The following is an 18,395-nucleotide window of genomic DNA, read 5'->3' on the forward strand; positions in this document are numbered from 1 at the left end:
GGGCGCCGGCCTGCTCGGCCGCGGCGCGGACCTGCCCGCTGCTGAGGGCCTCGGCGAGGGGCGCGACGGCCTGGTCGGGCACGACGCCGGACAGCCCGCGCTCGACGTCACCGGTCACCTGCTGGGCCAGGATCGAGCCGAGCGCGGCGATGCCGGTGGCGATGCCGACCTGGCGGAACGTCGAGTTGGCGCCGGACGCCATGCCGGACTTGGCGGGGGGCACCACGCCGACCGCGGTCGAGGCGAGCGGCGGGTTGATCATGCCGACGCCGAACCCGGCGATCAGCAGGCCCGGGATGAGGTGGTGCCACTGCGACTGGTCGGCGGAGTGCTCGATGCCGAGCATCAGGAGCAGGCCGACGCCGGAGACCACGAAGCCCGGTGCGATGAGGTACTTGACCGGGACGTGCTCGGTCAGCCGGCCCGACACGATGGCCGCGACGAACGAGGTGCCGGAGAGGAACAGGAAGATCAGGCCGGCCCCGATCGCGTCGTAGCCGAGCACGCCCTGGAGGTAGAGGACGAGGTAGGTGAAGAGCGCGAAGACGCCGCCGGAGATGCCGAAGGCCGCGACGAGCCCGCCGGTGAAGGTCGGCTTGCGCAGCAGCGACAGGTCGAACATCGGGTTGGACTGCTTGAGCTGGCTGAGCACGAACAACGCGAGGAGCACGGCCGAGGCGACCAGGCAGACGACGACCTTGGTCTCGCCCCACGAGTGCTGGCCGGCCTCGATGAGGCCGTAGACGAGCGAGCCGAGGGCCGCGCTGAAGGTGATGAACCCGATCCAGTCGGGGCGGCCGGCCTTGGGGTCGTGGGACTCCTGGACCCGAGCGAGGGTGACGACGAGGGCGACGGCGCAGATCGGGATGTTGACGAAGAAGATCCAGCGCCACGAGAGGCCGGAGGTGAGGAGGCCGCCGACGACCGGGCCGATGGCCACCGAGACACCGGTGGTCGCTCCGAAGGCCGCGAACGCGACGCCACGGTCCTTGCCGGTGAACGCCGAGGCGAGCAGCGCGAGGGCGGTGGCGAACATCGCGGCGCCGCCGATGCCCTGGGCGGCGCGGGCGATCGACAGGAAGAGCACGTTGGGGGCCGACCCGCAGAGCACCGAGCCGGCGGTGAAGAGGACCAGCCCGATGATGAAGACCCGCTTGCGGCCGAACAGGTCGGCCAGCGAGCCCGCGGTCAGCAGCAGGGCGGCCAGGCTGAGGGCGTAGGCGTCGATCACCCACTGCACGTCGGAGAGGGAGGCGTCGAGGTCGGCCTGGATGTCGAACAGGGCCACGTTGACGATGGTGATGTCGAGCAGGAGCATGAAGACGCCCGTGCAGACCGCCACGAGGGTCCACCACTTGGGGTCGCGCGCCTGCTTCTGCTGGGTGCCAGAACGGTCCTGGGTCTCGGTCACCCGACCATCATGACCGCTGCCACCCCCAGTCCGACTCACCCGGTGGTCCGAGCGCCAACGACGAACCTCGGCAGAGGTGACGGGGGGTTCGGAGAGTCTGACCGATCGTCGGGGTAGGACGCATCCGGATGACCACCCGGGACGGCCCGGCCGGAGGCTGCCGACGCCCTCCGGCGTCGACCACACTGGTCGCATGCCCACCATCCGCATGCACCCCGTGCCCCCGCACGGCCGGTCCGACGGCGCCCGCGCTGCCCGGCCGGTGCTGGGGCTGCGGGGCCGGCAGGAGTGGGAGCGGGCCAACCGGCGCGGCCTGCTGACCGTGCACGGCCTGGTCGGCACCCTCGCCGGGCTGCTGATCCTCGTCAACGGCACCGCGCGGGCCTTCGACGACCACGGAGCGTCGTGGCGCCCCGTCACCGGCCTCCTCGCCGTCGTCGGCGGGACACTGCTCCTCGTCGGCCTCAACCGCCACCGGGCGGTGCGGCTCGAGGTCGCCGGCCTCCTCGTCCTCGCCGCGTGGGACCTCGCCATGGTCGCCGGGTTCGTCGCCGGCGCGGCCTCCACCGGGGTCGGCGTCAGCCGGCCGTGGCAGACCGTCACCGACGTCGACAGCACGCCGCTCTACCCGGTCGTGCTCTACGTCGGGCTGTTCGTGATGATCTGCGTCCACCTGCTGACGCTGCGGGAGATCCGACGCTCCGAGGCACGCCGCCGGGTCACGGTCGCGCGCGCTGCCTGACCGCTCCCCCTTCAGCCGGCCTTGGCCTGGCCGATCGCCTCGTCCTCCTCGGGCGAGAGCTGCTGGTCGGAGGCCCACCCGGCGACGCTCTTGGCGTAGGTCCGGGCCTCGCTGCGGCCGTGGATGGAGCTGAGGACGACCCCGTCGCCGCGGTCGTCGAGCAGCGCCAGGCTCCAGGAGAGGTGGCCGCCCATGTCGCCGAAGGCGTCGTACCGCACGACGGCGACGTGACGCAGCCCGTCGCCGGCCTCGGTCCGCAGGGCGGCGACCTCGCGGCGCAGGCCGAGCAGGTCGGAGGGCAGGTCCGAGCCGTCGGAGCGGCGCGTCGTACGGCGGACCGCGACGACCGCGAGGACCACGGCCACGACGGCCACCACCAGCGCGAGGGCGGCGATCGTCCCGGGCAGCTCGTCCATGGACGCACCGTACGGCGCGTGGACCCGCCCGCGGTGGAGCAGCGCCGGGGCGGGAGGATGCTGCGGTGGATCTCGCCGCGCTGGCCCTCACCTTCGGGGCCATCTTCGTCGTCGAGCTGCCCGACAAGACCTTCCTGGCGACCCTCGTGCTGGCCACCCGCTACCGCCCGTTGCTGGTGTGGGTGGGCGTCGGGCTGGCCTTCACGGTGCAGACCGCGATCGCCGTCGTGCTCGGCCACGCGGCGTCACTGCTGCCACCCGAGGTGGTGCAGGCCGCTGCGGTGGTGCTCTTCCTCGTCGGCGCGGTGGTCCTCGTGCGCGAGGGCCGCTCGCACCAGGAGGCGGCCGCCCAGGACGAGGACCACGCCGACCGCGCGCCCGGCGCGACCGGCTGGCGGGCGGTGCTGGCGTCGTTCCTCGTGCTCTTCGCCGCCGAGTGGGGCGACCTGTCGCAGCTGCTGACGCTGTCGCTGGTCGCGCGCTACGAGGCGCCGGTCGAGGTCTTCCTCGGCGCGCTCGGCGCCCTGCTGACCGTGAGCGCGCTCGCAGTGGTCGTCGGCCGGAGCCTGCTGCGCGTCGTCTCCGTGCACCTCCTCCACTACGCCGGGGCGGCCGTCTGCGTCGTCCTGGCCGTGCTGACGCTGGTCGAGCTGGTGGGCTAGTCCCGGTCGTCCCGTCGGTCGGGCGCGATTGTCTGACAATCGCCGATGTCACTAGGCTGCCGTCATGGCTCACGGTGCGGACAGCGAGGTCGGACGACTCCGGACGGTGATGCTGCACCGGCCGGGACCGGAGCTCAGCCGGCTCACGCCGCGCAACAACGACCGGCTGCTGTTCGACGGCATCCCGTGGGTGGCCCGCGCGCAGGAGGAGCACGACGCCTTCGCGCAGGCCCTGCGCGACCGTGACGTCGAGGTCCTCTACCTCACCGAGCTGCTCACCGAGACCCTCGAGGTCGAGGAGGCACGCGCCAAGGCGATCGACACCGTCCTGGGCGACCTCGACCTCGGCGACACGATGCGCCACTACCTGCGGGGGTTCCTGGGCGACGCCACCCCGGCCGACCTGACGACCTACCTCACCGCGGGCATCCGCAACGACGAGGTCCGCGGCGGGTTCGGGCTGGTGACCTCGCTGCTGGCCAGCGACGCGTTCCTCGTCGACCCGCTGCCCAACCTGCTCTTCACCCGCGACTCCTCGGTATGGGTGCGCGACCGCGTCGCGATCACCAGCCTCGCGATGCCGGCCCGCAAGCGCGAGACCGAGCTGACCGAGCTGATCTACACCCGCCACCCGCGCTTCGTCGGCACCCCGCGCATCCACGGCTCCCACTACGAGCACGTCGAGGGCGGTGACGTGCTGCTGCTCGCCCCGGGCGTCGTGGCGGTCGGCGTCGGCGAGCGCACCACCGCGGCCGGCGTCGAGCGCCTGGCCCGCCAGGTCTTCGAGGCCGACCTGGCCCACACCGTGCTCGCGGTGCCGATCGCCCAGGAGCGGGCGACCATGCACCTCGACACCATCTGCACCATGGTCGACGTCGACCTGATGGTCGTCTACGAGAACGTCGCCGACTCGCTCTTCGCCCACACCGTGACCCCCGCAGGTCAGGACGACGAGGGCAGCCTGCTCCTCCAGGTCGGCGGCGCCCGGCCGTTCCTCGAGGCCGCCGCCGACGCCATGGGCGTCGACAAGGTGCACCGGATCGCCACCGGCCTCGACCCGGTCGAGGCCGAGCGCGAGCAGTGGGACGACGGCAACAACACCCTCGCGCTCGCCCCCCGCGTCGCGGTCGCCTACGAGCGCAACGACGGCACCAACGCGCGGCTCGAGGACGCCGGCATCGAGGTCGTCCGGATCGCCGGCTCCGAGCTCGGCTCCGGCCGGGGCGGCCCGCGGTGCATGAGCTGCCCCATCGAGCGCGACCCGCTCTAGCCGCTCGGGTTGCTGCTCGGGGGTTGCTGCTCGGGTTGCCACTGGGGTTGCCGCGCGGGTCGCCGCGCGGGGGCGGCGAGACGATCACGTTTCCTAGACACCCTCCCCCGGCGTCGGCGAGGATCGACCCGCTCTCTCCACCCGCACGACCGCCGGCCACCACCGGCCAAGGAAGGCTGACCCGATGGCTTCGTTCTTCGACTCGTTCACGTCCAAAGAGATCGCGCAGATCAGCGCCCACGGACGGCGCGTCAAGCTGCCGCAGGGCTGGTCCCCGATCTGGGAGGACACCCCGGCCGACAAGGCCTACATCCTCCTCGAGGGCACCGTCTCGGTGCGGCGCGACGGCAAGGAGATCGCCCAGCTCGGCTCGGGCGACATCGTCGGCGAGGCCGCGATCGTCGGCCACACGCTGCGCACCGCCTCCATCGTCGCGCTGACGCCGCTCGTGGCGATCCACTTCACCGACACCGACATCAACGCGCTCCTCGACGAGCTGCCGTCGTTCCGCGACAAGCTGACGGCCGTCGTGGAGTCACGCATCAAGGGCTGATCCAGCTGACCGACGACCCGGGCAGCCCGGGCGACTCGCTCGACCGGCTCGACGCCTACCTCCTCGGCGCCGCGCCCCACCTGACCCGCCAGCAGGTCGTCGAGCGGTCCGGGGTGCCCCTCGAGGACGCGATCCGCCTCTGGGCGCTGCTCGGATTCGCCCACGTCGAGGACGACGAGGTCGTCTTCACCGAGGCCGACGTCGACGCGCTCGAGGCCGCCCAGGAGCTGGTCGAGCTCGGGATCCTCTCGGCCGAGCGGCAGGCCGCGCTCGTGCGCACCTGGGGCCGGAGCTTCGCCCGGCTCGCCGACTGGCAGACCAGCCTGCTCGCCACCGTCGCCGCCGAGAGCGGCGCCGACGCCGAGGAGACCGTGGCCGCGCTCGCGGCCGAGGTGGTGCCACGGGTCGAGGCGCTGCAGACCTACGTCTGGAAGCGCCACCTGGTCAGTGCCGGGTCCCGCCGGCTCGCCAGCGCCGACACCACGACCGCCGCCGGCCCGGCCGCGCCGCTCACGGTGGTCTTCGTCGACATCGTCGGCTACACCTCGCGCAGCAAGTCGCTCAGCGAGGACGAGCTGGTGCAGTGGATCGAGACCTTCGAGGACGAGACCACCGCCCTCGTCGTCGCCCAGGGCGGCCGGATCATCAAGAACATCGGCGACGAGGTCCTCTTCGTCGCCGACGACGCCCGGGCCGCCGTCGACACCGCGCTCGAGCTCTGCCGCCGCGGCGCCGAAGAGGACGACCCGTTCCCCGAGGTGCGGGCCGGGATCGCGCACGGCGAGACCGTACGACGCCTCGGCGACGTCTACGGCGAGACCGTCAACATCGCCTCCCGCCTCACCTCGGTCGCGCGACCCGGAGCGGTCCTCGTCGACCGCGGCGCCTACCACGCGCTGACCGGCGAGGACGGCCACGGCGACCAGGACTCCGACGTCCACCCCGACCTCACCTTCCACCGGCTGCGGCGGCTGTCGGTCAAGGGCTACTCGCGCCTCGCGGCCTGGGCGGTCCGGCCTCGCGGCTGACCTGGTAGGGCGGGGCGCAACCCGGTGAAGGCGGCGTGAAACCGGGGTGAAAGCGCGCGTCCCTAGCGTCCCTCCTGGTCGCCCGGCATCCCGGGCACCGTCCGACAGGAGGCCAGCATGACCACCACCAACGCGACTGCCACGAAGTCGAACACCTACCCGTCCCTGCGCGCCGCGTGGATCCCGCTGGCCGCCCTCTGCCTGGCCTTCTTCGTCGAGATGGTCGACAACACGCTGCTGACGATCGCGCTGCCCACCATCGGCCGCGACCTCGGCAGCGGCACGACCGCGCTCCAATGGGTCACCGGCGCCTACTCGCTGACCTTCGGCGGCCTGCTCCTCACCGCCGGGTCGATGGCCGACCGGCTCGGCCGCCGACGCGTGCTCCTCGTCGGGCTCGTCGCGTTCGGCCTGATCAGCGCCTGCGTCGTCCTCGTCAGCACCGCCGGCGAGCTCATCGCCCTCCGGGCCGTCCTCGGCCTGGCCGCCGCGGCGATGGCGCCGATCACCAACTCGCTGGTGTTCCGCCTCTTCGACGACAAGGCGCTACGGATGCGCGCCATGACCCTGATGATCGTCGTGGGCATGTCCGGCTTCATCCTCGGCCCGCTGCTCGGCGGCACCGCGCTGGCCCACGTCAGCTGGGAGTGGCTGCTGGTCGTCAACGCCCCGATCGCGCTCATCGCCTTCATCGGGGTCCGGCTCGGCGTACCCGCCGACCGCCCGGAGGACCTCACCGACGACGCCCTCGACCTGCCCGGCGCCGTGCTCAGCATCGCCGCGATCGGCCTCGCCTGCTACTCGCTCACCAGCGGCGTCGAGCACGGCTGGGTCTCCGTCGTCACGATCGCCTCGGTCGTCGGCGCCGTCGCCGCCGGCTTCGCGTTCGTCCGTCACGAGCGTCGTACGCCGGCGCCGATGCTCGACCTCGGCCTCTTCGCCAACGGCACGGTCCGCGGCGCCGCCATCGCCCAGGTCGGTACGTCGATCGCGATGGCCAGCGTGATGTTCGGCCTGATCCTCCACTTCCAGTACGCCTACGGCTGGAGCCCGGTGAAGGCCGGCCTCGCCAACCTGCCGCTGATCGTGACGATGATCGCCGCCACCCCGCTCTCGGAGTGGCTCGCCAAGCAGTACGGGCACCGCATCGCCTGCCTGGTCGGTGCCGGCTTCCTGGCCGGGTCGCTCGCCGGTCTCTCGTGGGGCGTCGCCCACGGCTACCTCGCGATCGCCGTCTGCATGGTCCTGATGACCATCGGGCTGCGCACGGTCATGACGATCTGCGCCGTCGCCCTCGTCGACGCGATGCCGGCCAACCGCACCTCGATCGGCGCGGCCCTCAACGACACCGCGCAGGAGGTCGGCACCAGCGTCGGCACCGCCGTGGTCGGCACCCTGATCGCCGTCCTCGTCACCACCCAGCTCCCGGCCGGGACCTGGAGCGACGCGCTCGTGGCTTCGTTCTTCCACGGCGAGCGGATCACCTACGCCGTGCTGGCGGTCGTCGTCGGGCTGGTCGCGGCCGGTGGCGCGCTGACGCTCACCGACTCGCACAGCACCGAGGAGCACCCCGTCGAGGAGGAGCCCGCGCTGGATCAGGCGGTCTCCACCCGGTAGCCCGCCTCGCGGACCGCGTCGAGGAAGGCGTCCATGCTCGCGGCTCCCCGGAGCAGGGCGCCGAGCTCGCCCTCGGTCGTGGCCGAGTAGAAGCTGGCCGTGGCGAACGCGTGGGTCACCGGACCCTGGCCGGGCAGCGGCGGCGGGGCCGAGGTGCTGACGAGGATGCCGGGCTCGTCGGCGACGTCGAGGACGAGCTCGTCGTCACGGTAGACGCGGTAGGCGGGTGCGCTCACGGGGTGCCTCCTGGGCTGGCTCCGGGGCTGGCGGGGGTGGGGGTCGCCGGTGCGGCGTAGACCTGCTGGAGCAGGGCGAGCATCGCCGGGTCGTTGGCCTGCAGCCAGGCCTGAGTGTAGATCGCGACGTCGGCGGCACCGTTGGTGTAGGGGTGCCCGTGGTAGGCCGCCACGGAGTTCGCGAAGTACTCCTGCTGGTTGGCGGCCGAGTACCACGCCGGCGTCAGCCACCCCGCGGTCGCGGCGCCGACCGGCGTCGTCGCCGTCGGCTGGCCCTTCGTGGCGAGCCGGGTGGTGTAGAGCACCGTGAGCGTGGCCTTCTGGGCCGCAGTCAGGCCGGAGGCCTCGAGCCCGTGCCCGCCCTCGTGCGCCTCGAGGAAGCCCGTGCCATAGCTGGCGGCCTTGCCCGGGACCGTGACCAGGTCCTCCTCGGCGACGGCGACCCGGCGGACGCCGTTGACCACCGTCTGGATGCCGCGCACGGTGTCCCAGACCCGGCCGTCGAAGGTCGTCGTACCCGCGAGGTGGGCGTACTCCGCCAGCTCGGTGAGCTTCTTGTCGTGCGGGATCACGTCGACCGTGACCGGGTCGGCCAGCATCGCGGTCCGGTTGGCCGGTGCGATCCCGCCGTAGAGCTCGACGGCCTGCGCGCGGGCGGCCGCGACCGCGGCGTCGGAGGCGCCGTGACCGGCGATCGTGCAGATGCCGAGCAGCGGGTCGACCGGCACGGGACCTCCGCCGCCACCCCCACCACCACCGCCTCCCCCGCCGCCGGCATTGAGCTGGGCGCGGGTCTTGGGCCCGACGATGCCGTCGCTCACCAGGGGCGGGTGGTCGGTCTGGTACTTGCGCACCGCGGCGTCGGTCAGCGGCCCGAAGATCCCGTCGGTCGCCAGGGCCGGTGAGGCCGAGCCGGCCTTGTTGAGCTTGGCCTGCGCGTCGGTGACGTCCGGTCCGGTCAGGCCCCGTCGCAGCATCCGCTCGGTCGGCGGCGGCGCGTTGGTCGGCCCCGCCTCGGCGGTGGCGGTGGCCGGTGGCGGCGCCGTCGCCGTGGCCGGCGCGGGGAGCTGGAGCCCGCCTCCCCCGCCCTGGGCCGTCTGCTGACCGGAGCCGGGCCCGGCCGGCTCCTCCTCGACCGTCATCCGTGACACGAGCAGGGCGCTGGTGGCCGCGTTGCCCGCCGACTGCTGCAGCCGCTGGACCGACCCGTTGCCGAGCGGCCCGTCCGGCGTGGTCGTCCTGGCCGTCTCGGTGGCGCGCGTGGACCCCTCACGCTGCGCGGGCGCCGCGCCGGCGTGAGTCTCGACGTCCTGGTCGGTCAGGTCCGACGGCCGGCGCGCCACGTCTGCTCCACCACGCGACGGTCGCAGCGGGTCGGGCCGTGGCCAAGGTCGGCGGCACGCCCGTAGGCGACGGCACGGCTGCCCGATCGGGCAGGGCCCGGTGATCAGTTGTCGCGGCCGGCGCCGTCATACCTGTGACGGACCACTACGCAGCACCACGGAGCACGACGAGACGGAAGGATGACGTGATGAGTGTCGACACACGGCTGGAGGAGCTGGACGTGGACGGACTGGGCGAGGTCGACGAGACGACGTTCTCGGGACTGGCAGAGCGGCACCGACGCGAGCTGCACGTGCACTGCTACCGGATGCTCGGGTCGTTCGAGGACGCGGAGGACACCGTGCAGGAGACGTTCCTCCGCGCCTGGCGGCGGCGGGAGACCTTCGAGGGGCGCTCGACGTTCCGCGCGTGGCTCTACCGGATCGCCACCAACGCCTGCCTGGACCTGCTCGCCAAGGTCCGCCCGCAGCCGGCGACCGGTGGCGAGGTGCTGTGGCTGCAGCCCTACCCGGACCGGCTGCTCGACGAGCTGCCCACGGCCAGCGCCGACGAGCCGGAGGCCGTCGCCCTCGCCCGGGAGACGATCGAGCTGGCCTACGTGGTCGCCGTCCAGCACCTCGCGCCGCGACCGCGGGCCGCGCTGATCCTGCGCGACGTGCTCGGCTGGCCGGCCAGGGATGTCGCCGACCTGCTCGGGGACTCGGTCAACTCGGTCAACAGTGCGCTGCAGCGGGCTCGCGCCGGCATGCGCGAGCACCTGCCGGCCGAGCGGCAGGACTGGACCGGCGGTGCCGGGGGCGACGACGACGCCGGCACGCGTGAGCTGGTGCGCCGCTTCACCGAAGCCAGCGTCGCCAAGGACGTCGGCACGCTCGCCACCATGCTGCGCGACGACATCCGCTGCTCGATGCCACCCACCCCCGGGCTCCACGTCGGCCGGGACGCGGTCGTCGGCGACTGGATCGAGGACGGCTTCGCCGACCTGGGTCGCCTGCGGGCCGTCCCCACCGCGGTCAACCGCCAGCCCGCGATCGCCTTCTACCTCTGGCAGGAGCAGGCGGACGCCTACCTCCCGCTGACCGTCGACGTCCTGCGCATCGCCGGCGGCGCGGTCGCCGAGGTCGTCATCTTCCACGACGACCAGTTCCCGCGGCTCGGGCTGCCCGAGCGCCTGCCAGCCGACGGCGCAGAGTAGCGAGATGGGGTCCCGACTGCGCGGCCTCGCCCTCACCGGCGTGGTGGCGACGGTCGCGGCGGTGGTGGCCACCACCCTCGTCGCGGCGCTGGCCCACGCCGCAGGTGTCGACTTCGAGATCCCGGACGGTGGCGAGACGATCCCGCTGTCCGGCTTCGCCGTGGTGACCGGCGTCTTCTCGCTCGTGGGCACCGCGATCGCCGTCGCGCTGCTGAGGTGGAGCGCGCGACCGGCCGACCGGTTCACGTGGATCGCCCTGTCGCTGACCGCTGTCTCGCTGGTCCCGCCGCTGACCTCCGGGGCGGCGGCCGCGACGACCGTCGCCCTCGTGGCGCTGCACCTCGTCCCGGCAGCGGTGATGGTCCCGGCCCTGGCGCGGGGCCTGCGGCGCCGCGAGCCGGCTGGGTAAAGGTTCTCGGAAGTGACACACGCCACTCCGGAACCGGACCTAGGGTCGCCCGGACGCGCCGGTGACGGCGTACCGGAGGCTCGATCACGAGGCTCGTCGTCAACCCGTGGGGGGATGTCGTGAAGCACCTGAACCGATCGTCAACGCGTGGTCCGTCGGCCCGAGGTGCTCGTGGCTGGCTGGTCGCGGTGCTCGCGCTCGTCCTCGGCATGGGCGCGCTGATGGGGTCGGCAGTCGCGGCGCCCGTGGCTGCGAGCGCCGCCTCGACCGGCTCGATCAGCGGCCAGGTGACGTTCGCGGGCCTGTGCCCCCACGACTCCCAGTGGTCCGGGATCATCCTGTGGAGGATCACCAACGGTGCGCCCGACCAGGCCGGCAACTTCTCCAACATGTCGCTCGACGGCGCCACCGCCTTCAGCTTCACCGACCTGGCCCCGGGCGACTACCGCCTAACCGTGCACACCGCCGACCCCGGTGACACCACCGCCCGGTTCCTCGGGCAGGTCTACGGCGGCGGGTCGTTCCCCCGCCACAGCTATGAGCTCACCACCGCCGAGATCCTCGCCGGCACCCCGTTGACCATCACCGACGGCACCCTGCCCGCCGTCACCATCCCCCTCAGCCGCAACCCCCACGCCGCCAGCCCCGGCCAGGTCTGCGGGACCGGCCCCGTCACCGGCCAGCCCGGCGCCATCAGCGGTCAGGTGACCTTCCAGGACCTGTGCCCCCACGACTCCCAGTGGTCCGGGATCATCCTGTGGCGGATCGTCGACGGGCAGCCCAGCCAGGCCGGCAACTACTCCAACATGTCGCTCGACGGCGCCACCGCCTTCACCTTCGCGGGCAACGAGCCCGGCACCTACCGCCTGACCGTGCACACCGCCGACCCCGGCGACACCACCGCCCGGTTCCTCGGCCAGGTCTACGGCGGCGGCTCCTTCCCCCGCCACAGCTATGAGCTCACCACCGCCGAGATCCTCGCCGGCACCCCGCTGACCATCACCGACGGTGACCTGCCCGCCATCACGGTCCCCCTCAGCCGCAACCCCGGCGCCGTCAACCCCGGCCAGATCTGTGGGACCAACCCCGCCGTGGCCATCGCGACGCCCACGGTCAGCGGCACGCCGCAGGTGGGATCGACCCTCACCGCGACGGCGACCTCGACACCCGCCGGGGCGACGTACGCCTACCAGTGGCTGCGCACCGGCACCTCCGACGAGCTCGTCGTGGTCCCGGGCGCCACGGCCCGCACGTTCACGCTGACCTCGGCCGACCTCGGTCACCGACTCGTGGTCCGGGTCACCGCCTCCGCCGCCGGGTACGCCGACGCCGCCGCCAGCTCGGCCCCGACGGCTGTCGTCACCGCGCCGGCCCCCGTGGGCAGCTTCACGGTCAAGGCCGCAGGCGGCACCCGCGTCGGCACCGTGCGCGCCGCCACCACCTCGCTCGACAACGACCCGTCCGTGACCAAGCTCTACCAGTGGCAGGTCGCCGACAACCGCGGCGGCTGGGTCAACATCGGCGGCGCCGCCGCCCGCCAGGCCAGCTACCTGCTGCCGCCGGCGGTGATGAAGGTCAACCTCCGGGTGACGGTCGCCGCCGTCCGCGGCGAGAGCGTCGTGGTCCGCTCGAGCGCACCGCTGGTGATCCTGCCCGGTGAGCACCTGGCCAGCGCCCCGCGCTTCACCGGCACCCTCAAGGCCGGCAAGCGGGTGACCGCGGTGTTCAACGACGCCGTCAAGCCCGCCGGTCTCGTCGTCACCTACGCCTGGACCATCGGCGGCAACGAGATCCGGGCCACCGGCAGGACCGTCACGCTGCCCAAGGGCACCGGCGGCAAGAAGATCATCTGCGACATCCGGCTCAGTGCCCCGGGCTACCACAACCAGCAGATGCGGACCCCGGCCCGCACGATCCAGCCCTAGGTGTACTGACCACGGGCCCGGCTCGCGGCTTCAAACCGTCCGCGATAGGGGCGACGATGGCGCCATGACGACGTACTCCGACAGGAAGGACTTCGAGGGCGCGACCTTCGTGCAAGCAAGCTTCAAGGGCGCCACCCTGCGGTTCTCCGACCTCAGCGGCGTGACGATGCGCAGCGTCGACGTGGGCGGGCTCGACATCGACAGCCACGACCTCTTCTTCGGCAGCCTCCACGTCAACGGCGTCGACGTGGTGCCGCTGGTCGACGCCGAGCTCAACCGGCAGTTCCCCGGCCGCGAGCTGCAGAAGGCGCAGACCCCCGAGGGCCTGCGTGAGGGGTGGGTCGCGGTGCAGGCCGCGTGGCGGACGACGGTGGCGGACACGCCGCCCGACCTGATGGACGCCCACGTCGAGGACGAGTGGTCCCTGGCCCAGACCCTCCGGCACCTCGTCCTGGCGACCGACGCCTGGCTCCGTGGCGGGATCCAGCGGGTGGCGCAGCCGTTCCACGAGATCGGACAGATCTTCACCGGGGCCGGGCAGATGGGCTTCGACCTGTCGATCTTCCGGGCCGACCCGCCGACCTACGACGAGGTCCTGGTGGTGCGGGCCGAGCGGCAGCAGCTGGTGACCGACTTCCTGGCCACGGCCACGCCGGAGCTGCTCGCGGAGGAGCGCGACAACCCCTGGGGCGGTGGTGACTGGCACCCCAGCGTGGGGGACTGTGTCCGCGTGATCCTCGAGGAGGAGTGGGCGCACCTGCGCTACGTCCGACGGGACCTCGCTCGGCTGGGTTAGCCATCAGCGGGGTGCTCGGAGTGGCGTCGGCGGGCGCGGCGACGACCCGTCGACAAGCTCGAAAGTTCGTGTCGTGTCGTGACACGAACCTTCGACCTTCTCCTGGGTCGTGCGGCCGCGGCTACCACCGGACCGGTCTGCCGGCGCGAACCCGGCCTCCGGGGTATCAGGAGGGTCCGCGGACTGCGCTCGGGAGGGCGCAGGTGTGGTCGGCTCAGGTGGCGTGGGCGGTCTCGGACTCGGCGACGATGCGCTGCTCCTCGTCGCGGTTCTTGCGGTGCTCGCTGAACGACCACCCGACCGCGGCGGCCCAGAGCGCGGCCACGACTGCCGTGACCGCAACGAGGACGCCGTCGGACGCCGAGACCCAGTCGCTCTGGAGGAGGGTGCGGACGTTGGTGAGGATGATGATGCCGCCGGCCAGGGATCCGAGGACCCGGGGCGGGAGGTGGCGGACGAGCCACGCGGCGATGGGTGCGGCGATGATGCCGCCGAGGAGCAGGGCGACGACCCAGGAGTACTTCACGCCCTCGGAGCCGATGCCCACGATGAAGCCGACGCTGGCGGCGATGGCGACCAGGAACTCGCTGGTGTCGATCGAGCCGATCGTCTTGCGGGGCTCGAGGCGGCCGCTGGTGAGGATCGCGGGGGTGCTGACCGGGCCCCAGCCGCCACCGCCGGTGGAGTCGACGAAGCCGGCGACGACGCCGAGGGGCACGAGGAAGCGCTTGCCCAGGGGCTTGCCGAGCTGGCGCTCGGGCAGCCCGCGGAGGGTGAAGCGCGCCAGCACGTAGGCGCCGAGCACGAGCAGGATGCCCGACATGAGCGGCTCGGCGGCGGCCGTCGAGAGGTTCGACAGCACCGTGGCACCAGCGAAGGCGCCGACGGCGCCCGGGATGCCGATCTTGAGGACGACGCCCCAGTCGACGTTGCCGAAGCGCCAGTGCGAGGCGCCGGAGATGAGCGTCGTGCCGATCTCGGCCAGGTGGACCGTGGCCGACGCGGCGGCCGGGCTGGTGCCGACGGCGAGCAGCAGCGAGGTCGACGTGACGCCGTAGGCCATGCCGAGGCTGCCGTCGATCAGCTGGGCACCGAGCCCGACGAGCGCCAGGAGGACGAGCTTGCGCATGCTGCACCTGCCAAGGAGGTTGACTACATCAAGTCAGTCAACTTAATCGACGCAGTGCGGTCACTGTCCCCCCGCCGGGGTGGAGGCTCAGCGGATGGTGACCTGGCGGTTGGCGAGGCCCGACTTGGTCGAGCGCTCCTCCGAGGTCAGCGGCGTCGTGTCGGCGAGAGCCTCGTCGAGCGCGGCCTTGAACGCGGCGGCGGGCTCCTCGAGGGCCTCGGCGCCCGTGCCGAGAGGGAGGTCCCAGACGGGGGCGAGCAGGCCGTGGGCGCGGAACATGCCGACCAGGCGGGCGTCGGGGACGATCACGTCGGCGCCGGAGGCGTGCAGCCGGGAGAGGGCGTCGAGCAGGGCGTCCTCGGGCTCGGGCATCACCCAGCGCAGGTGCTCCTTGGTGCCGACGTCGGTCCAGTACGCCGCCTCGACCGACGTGAGCCGCGACGTGGGGGTCGCGCCCTCGTTGGCCTGGGCCATCGCGTCGGCGAGCTCCTCGCGCTCCTCGACGTCGGCGAGCCAGAAGTCGAAGCCGTCGTGGACGGTGACGTCGAGGGTGTCGTTGGTGACGAGATCCTGCAGCCGGGCGCCGGGGCCGGGCGGGGTGGTCAGGCCGATGACGCCGGGCTCCTCGGCTGCGAGCGCCAGCTCGAGCACGGCGGCGAGGTCACGCGACGGGTCACCGAAGGCGTGCTGGACCTGCAGGCCGATCCACACCTGGCCGCTCTCGCGGGACATGGCCGGCGAGGCGCCGGGCAGCAGCGTGCAGAGCTGGACGGTGCGGTCCTCGGCCCCCTTGACCGTCAGCGGCGCCGTACCGGCCGGGACGAGCTCGCGGAGCGCGACGATGTCGCACTCGCCGGGCAGGCCCTCGAAGGGGCGGGCCACGAAGACGTCGCCGCCGCCGGGCGCGCCGTGGCAGGCCTTGTAGCGCTTGCCGGACCCACAGGGACAGGGCTGCTTGGGACCGACCTCGCCGTCGGCGACGGGAGCGGCCTCGCGGGCCTTCGTACGGGACTTCTTCGCCATGCGGGCAACCTACCGACCGAGCTGCTCCAGCACGTAGGCCGGGCGGTCGGTGATCACGGCCTTGACCCCGGCGTCGAGGCAGATCTTGAGGTCGCGGTCGCTGTTGACGGTCCACACGTGCATCGTGCGTCCCGAGGCCGTGATCCGGCGGGCCAGCTTGGGGTGCTCACGCAGCAGCTCGATGCCCGGCCCGACCAGCCAGTCGGGGCCGATGACGCGGCGCAGCATCGACCAGTACTGCAGCTTGTCGACCAGCTGCACCAGCTGCACGCCCGGCGCCATCCGCTCGACGCGCTGCAGCGCGGTGAACGAGAAGCTCATCACCCGCACCGGCGAGCCCGGCTGGTCCCAGCCGAAGTCGCCGAGCATCTCGACGAGCCGACGCTCGACGAGGCCGCCGAACCGCGTCGGGTGCTTGGTCTCGATCGCGACCTCGACCCGGCGGTCGTAGTCGGCGACGGTCTCGAGCAGCTTGCGCAGGGTCAGCACCCCGTCGAGCTCCTCGTAGCGGTCGGGCGCCTCGTCGTCGAGCTCGCCCCAGGGGTTCTTCCACGCCGCGAAGTCGAGCTCGTTGAGGTCGGCGAGGTCCATCGTCGAGACGAGGCCGCGCTGCTGCGCCGTACGCCGCAGGTCGCGGTCGTGGACGCAGACGAGGTGGCCGTCGGCGGTGAGCCGGACGTCGCACTCGAGACCGTCGGCCCCGGCCTCCAGCGCCGCCAGGTAGGCGCCGAGCGTGTGCTCGGCGTTCTCGTGGCTGGCTCCGCGGTGGGCCACGACCTGGAGCGTCACGCCGTCAGTCTGCCGCAGGAGTGTGTCGGAGCGGCTACTTCTTGATCACACCGCGCTGGACGTTGATGACACACTGCACGGCACCCTCGCCGACGTCGGCCTTGACCTCCCACTCGACCTCCTGGTCGGGCTTGGCGTCCCGGACGATCGTGTAGCCGAGGCCGAGCGTGTCGGAGGTCGCGTTGGTCCAGCTGATCGTGACGAGGTAGCCGGCGGCCTTCCTGGTCGGGTTGGTCAGCGTGCCGGTGACGGTCTGCTCGCCCGGCGACGTCTCGCACGCGCTCTGGTCCCACTCCACGTCTTCCACGCCACCCTGGGACTGACCCACGGTGGGCGGGACCGGGAGGTCGGGGGGCGACGTGGTGGTGGCCGTCGCCGTCTCGGTGGCCGTGGCGGTGTCGGTCGCCGCGCCCGCCTTGGCGTCGCCGTCCTTGTCGTCGTCGTCGCCGCTGCACCCGGCCAGCGCCATCGCCATCGCCGGGACGACCAGCATCGGCGCCCAGCGCCCCGTTGTCCTCATGGCGTCATAGTGCCCGGTGGGCCACCGGACGATGCTCCGGCACCCCGGAACTTCAGTCGGTTCTCAGGTCGCTCACAGGGCCCGGCCAGGCGTACCGCTGCCGCGCCCGCCGTTTGTGGGGTACGCCGGCGGGTAAGCGGGCCCTGTTCGCCCGAGACCCGAGGAGCACGCCATGGGCCAGCCCGACGCCGTACCGCCCCAGATCCCGACCCAGGTCCCGACCCAGGTCCCGACCCAGACCTCGACCCAGGTCCCGACCGAGTTCCCGTCCCAGCTCCTGGTGCCCGCCGACAACAGCGAGGCGCTGGCTGCGCTCGACGACCTGCAGCTGCAGGAGTCCTTCGTCGCGCAGGTGCTCGAGGTGATCGACGAGGCCGCCCGGGCCGTGGCCGAGGGCGCTCCCCGGTGGATCGACCCCGACGTCTTCGGCAACGAGCGCGAGGGCGAGCGGATGGCGCGGCACACCCTGCGCGCGCAGGCCCGGGTCTACGAGGCGCTCGACCTGGCCACCACCGCGCTGGCGCAGCACCACAGCTCGTTGAGCGAGTTCCGCGACGGCGTGCGCCAGGTCGAGGCCGCCACCGTCGAGCAGCTCGCGACCGTCCAGGCCCGGCTCGGGGACGTGGCGCCGTGAGCGGCCACCAGGAGGGGCGGATGGTCGCCCTCGTCGAGAACGCCCACCCCCGCCGGATCCTGCGGCACGCCGACGAGTGGATGCGCTGCGCCGCGATCCTCGAGGACGCCGCCAACCGGATCGACTCGATCGCCGCCCGCCAGTCCGAGATCGGCGGCCAGACCGGGCCGACCATGGCCGTGGCGATGGCCAGGGCGTCCGACGTCCTGCGGGTCAAGGCCCGCGACCTGCGGCGCGGCTCCGACGCGCTGGCCCAGGTCGCCGACGCGACGCTGGTCAGCCAGGAACGCAAGCGCAAGCTCGACCGCGACCACCCCGGCGACGGCAACCACGTGGTGTGGCGCGAGGAGGGGGCGCGCCTGACCGCCGACAGCCAGGAGGACGCCCTCCGCCACGGCATCGCGGTGATGCGGAGCATCCGTCGCGGCGAGGACCCGCGGGTCCCGATCGACACCTCTGCGCCCGGTCCCGTGGTGGTCCGGCCGCCCGAGTGGTGGCCGTCCACGCCGCCCCCGCAGCCGCCGATCGACCTTGCTGACCCCGACGACGATGACGACGACGCGATCGGCGTGCCCCAGGGCCCCGGGCCGGTCTCGAGCGGCGCCGGCGGGTCGACCGCACCGGTCGGCGTACCGTCGGCCGGCTCGCCGGGTGGGCCCTCGTTCGGGTCGGGCTCGCTCGCCGGGGCGGCGGTGC

General features: G+C 72.9%; 19 protein-coding genes and 1 pseudogene. 12 read left to right on the top strand and 8 right to left on the bottom strand.

From position 1 onward, the window contains the following. On the bottom strand, positions 1-1,411 hold a 1,411-nt coding region (locus Q7T52_RS01345), incomplete at its 3' end, for an MFS transporter (protein ID WP_304798870.1). Between the two features lie 193 nt (positions 1,412-1,604). On the opposite strand from Q7T52_RS01345, the gene Q7T52_RS01350 reads away from it, so the two are divergent. Beyond that, entirely contained in the window at positions 1,605-2,153 is a 549-nt protein-coding gene (locus tag Q7T52_RS01350; protein ID WP_304798872.1) for a hypothetical protein, read from the top strand. An 11-nt stretch (positions 2,154-2,164) separates the two neighbouring features. Here the strand turns inward: Q7T52_RS01350 and Q7T52_RS01355 are convergent, their stop codons facing one another. Next, positions 2,165-2,569 carry a DUF4446 family protein gene (locus tag Q7T52_RS01355; protein WP_304798874.1) on the bottom strand — a complete coding sequence of 135 codons (405 nt, stop codon included), beginning with the start codon at positions 2,567-2,569 and terminating at the stop codon, positions 2,165-2,167. Positions 2,570-2,634: 65 nt separating this feature from the next. Between Q7T52_RS01355 and Q7T52_RS01360 the strand changes: the two genes are divergently transcribed. From Q7T52_RS01360 to Q7T52_RS01380, 5 genes are all read left to right on the top strand, one after another. Then, entirely contained in the window at positions 2,635-3,231 is a 597-nt protein-coding gene (locus Q7T52_RS01360) for a TMEM165/GDT1 family protein (RefSeq protein ID WP_304798875.1), read from the top strand. 64 nt (positions 3,232-3,295) lie between these two features. Beyond that, entirely contained in the window at positions 3,296-4,501 is a 1,206-nt protein-coding gene (locus Q7T52_RS01365) for an arginine deiminase (RefSeq protein WP_304798877.1), read from the top strand. Positions 4,502-4,685: 184 nt separating this feature from the next. Further along, the gene (locus Q7T52_RS01370) at positions 4,686-5,054 is read left to right on the top strand and encodes a Crp/Fnr family transcriptional regulator (protein WP_304798879.1); all 369 of its coding nucleotides are present in this window, start codon (positions 4,686-4,688) and stop codon (positions 5,052-5,054) included. Between the two features lie 80 nt (positions 5,055-5,134). Continuing rightward, positions 5,135-6,082: an adenylate/guanylate cyclase domain-containing protein gene (locus Q7T52_RS01375; RefSeq protein WP_304798904.1), complete on the top strand. Its 948-nt coding sequence runs from the start codon at positions 5,135-5,137 to the stop codon at positions 6,080-6,082. A 117-nt stretch (positions 6,083-6,199) separates the two neighbouring features. Next, positions 6,200-7,699 (top strand): MFS transporter, encoded by a 1,500-nt coding sequence (locus Q7T52_RS01380; RefSeq protein ID WP_304798881.1) that lies wholly within the window; start codon positions 6,200-6,202, stop codon positions 7,697-7,699. Here the strand turns inward: Q7T52_RS01380 and Q7T52_RS01385 are convergent. Both Q7T52_RS01385 and Q7T52_RS01390 read right to left on the bottom strand, forming a co-directional pair. Continuing rightward, positions 7,678-7,935: a hypothetical protein gene (locus Q7T52_RS01385; protein ID WP_304798883.1), complete on the bottom strand. Its 258-nt coding sequence runs from the start codon at positions 7,933-7,935 to the stop codon at positions 7,678-7,680. The genes Q7T52_RS01380 and Q7T52_RS01385 overlap by 22 nt on opposite strands. Next, complete coding sequence (locus Q7T52_RS01390; protein WP_304798885.1) at positions 7,932-9,278, bottom strand: peptidoglycan-binding protein; 1,347 nt, start codon at positions 9,276-9,278, stop codon at positions 7,932-7,934. The genes Q7T52_RS01385 and Q7T52_RS01390 overlap by 4 nt, the downstream gene beginning before the upstream one ends. Before the next feature lie 188 nt (positions 9,279-9,466). On the opposite strand from Q7T52_RS01390, the gene Q7T52_RS01395 reads away from it, so the two are divergent. The 4 genes from Q7T52_RS01395 to Q7T52_RS01410 all read left to right on the top strand — a co-directional run bounded on the left by Q7T52_RS01395 (position 9,467) and on the right by Q7T52_RS01410 (position 13,604). Beyond that, positions 9,467-10,474, top strand: coding sequence for an RNA polymerase subunit sigma-70 (locus Q7T52_RS01395; protein ID WP_304798886.1), 1,008 nt, complete (start codon positions 9,467-9,469; stop codon positions 10,472-10,474). Between the two features lie 4 nt (positions 10,475-10,478). Next, the gene (locus tag Q7T52_RS01400; RefSeq protein ID WP_304798888.1) at positions 10,479-10,883 is read left to right on the top strand and encodes a DUF6069 family protein; all 405 of its coding nucleotides are present in this window, start codon (positions 10,479-10,481) and stop codon (positions 10,881-10,883) included. A 188-nt stretch (positions 10,884-11,071) separates the two neighbouring features. Continuing rightward, entirely contained in the window at positions 11,072-12,808 is a 1,737-nt protein-coding gene (locus Q7T52_RS01405; RefSeq protein WP_304798890.1) for a hypothetical protein, read from the top strand. A 64-nt stretch (positions 12,809-12,872) separates the two neighbouring features. Further along, the gene (locus tag Q7T52_RS01410; protein ID WP_304798891.1) at positions 12,873-13,604 is read left to right on the top strand and encodes a DinB family protein; all 732 of its coding nucleotides are present in this window, start codon (positions 12,873-12,875) and stop codon (positions 13,602-13,604) included. A gap of 214 nt (positions 13,605-13,818) precedes the next feature. Here Q7T52_RS01410 and Q7T52_RS01415 read toward each other — a convergent pair whose 3' ends face one another. The 4 genes from Q7T52_RS01415 to Q7T52_RS01430 form a co-directional block, all read right to left on the bottom strand. Next, positions 13,819-14,733: a sulfite exporter TauE/SafE family protein gene (locus Q7T52_RS01415; protein WP_304798893.1), complete on the bottom strand. Its 915-nt coding sequence runs from the start codon at positions 14,731-14,733 to the stop codon at positions 13,819-13,821. Between the two features lie 87 nt (positions 14,734-14,820). Next, complete coding sequence (locus Q7T52_RS01420; RefSeq protein ID WP_304798896.1) at positions 14,821-15,756, bottom strand: DUF5926 family protein; 936 nt, start codon at positions 15,754-15,756, stop codon at positions 14,821-14,823. A gap of 9 nt (positions 15,757-15,765) precedes the next feature. Continuing rightward, positions 15,766-16,545 (bottom strand): glycerophosphodiester phosphodiesterase family protein, encoded by a 780-nt coding sequence (locus Q7T52_RS01425; RefSeq protein WP_304798897.1) that lies wholly within the window; start codon positions 16,543-16,545, stop codon positions 15,766-15,768. A 34-nt stretch (positions 16,546-16,579) separates the two neighbouring features. Next, positions 16,580-17,065, bottom strand: a complete 486-nt coding sequence (locus Q7T52_RS01430; RefSeq protein WP_304798899.1) for a hypothetical protein — start codon at positions 17,063-17,065, stop codon at positions 16,580-16,582. Between the two features lie 172 nt (positions 17,066-17,237). Between Q7T52_RS01430 and Q7T52_RS01435 the strand changes: the two genes are divergently transcribed. Both Q7T52_RS01435 and Q7T52_RS01440 read left to right on the top strand, forming a co-directional pair. Beyond that, positions 17,238-17,699: a hypothetical protein gene (locus tag Q7T52_RS01435; RefSeq protein WP_304798900.1), complete on the top strand. Its 462-nt coding sequence runs from the start codon at positions 17,238-17,240 to the stop codon at positions 17,697-17,699. Further along, positions 17,696-18,395: pseudogene (locus Q7T52_RS01440) on the top strand (hypothetical protein); the annotation flags it as partial. The gene Q7T52_RS01435 and the pseudogene Q7T52_RS01440, both read left to right, overlap by 4 nt.

It is taken from the genome of Nocardioides sp., from assembly GCF_030655615.1.
In the GTDB taxonomy this organism is placed as follows: domain Bacteria; phylum Actinomycetota; class Actinomycetes; order Propionibacteriales; family Nocardioidaceae; genus Nocardioides.

Excerpts from the sequence above, each read along its gene's own strand:
- Q7T52_RS01350 (WP_304798872.1), top strand. The coding sequence starts at position 1,605 with ATGCCCACCATCCGCATGCACCCCGTGCCCCCGCACGGCCGGTCCGAC.
- Q7T52_RS01355 (WP_304798874.1), bottom strand. The coding sequence starts at position 2,569 with ATGGACGAGCTGCCCGGGACGATCGCCGCCCTCGCGCTGGTGGTGGCC.
- Q7T52_RS01365 (WP_304798877.1), top strand. The coding sequence starts at position 3,296 with ATGGCTCACGGTGCGGACAGCGAGGTCGGACGACTCCGGACGGTGATG.
- Q7T52_RS01370 (WP_304798879.1), top strand. The coding sequence starts at position 4,686 with ATGGCTTCGTTCTTCGACTCGTTCACGTCCAAAGAGATCGCGCAGATC.
- Q7T52_RS01380 (WP_304798881.1), top strand. The coding sequence starts at position 6,200 with ATGACCACCACCAACGCGACTGCCACGAAGTCGAACACCTACCCGTCC.
- Q7T52_RS01395 (WP_304798886.1), top strand. The coding sequence starts at position 9,467 with ATGAGTGTCGACACACGGCTGGAGGAGCTGGACGTGGACGGACTGGGC.
- Q7T52_RS01400 (WP_304798888.1), top strand. The coding sequence starts at position 10,479 with ATGGGGTCCCGACTGCGCGGCCTCGCCCTCACCGGCGTGGTGGCGACG.
- Q7T52_RS01410 (WP_304798891.1), top strand. The coding sequence starts at position 12,873 with ATGACGACGTACTCCGACAGGAAGGACTTCGAGGGCGCGACCTTCGTG.
- Q7T52_RS01415 (WP_304798893.1), bottom strand. The coding sequence starts at position 14,733 with ATGCGCAAGCTCGTCCTCCTGGCGCTCGTCGGGCTCGGTGCCCAGCTG.
- Q7T52_RS01420 (WP_304798896.1), bottom strand. The coding sequence starts at position 15,756 with ATGGCGAAGAAGTCCCGTACGAAGGCCCGCGAGGCCGCTCCCGTCGCC.
- Q7T52_RS01430 (WP_304798899.1), bottom strand. The coding sequence starts at position 17,065 with ATGAGGACAACGGGGCGCTGGGCGCCGATGCTGGTCGTCCCGGCGATG.
- Q7T52_RS01435 (WP_304798900.1), top strand. The coding sequence starts at position 17,238 with ATGGGCCAGCCCGACGCCGTACCGCCCCAGATCCCGACCCAGGTCCCG.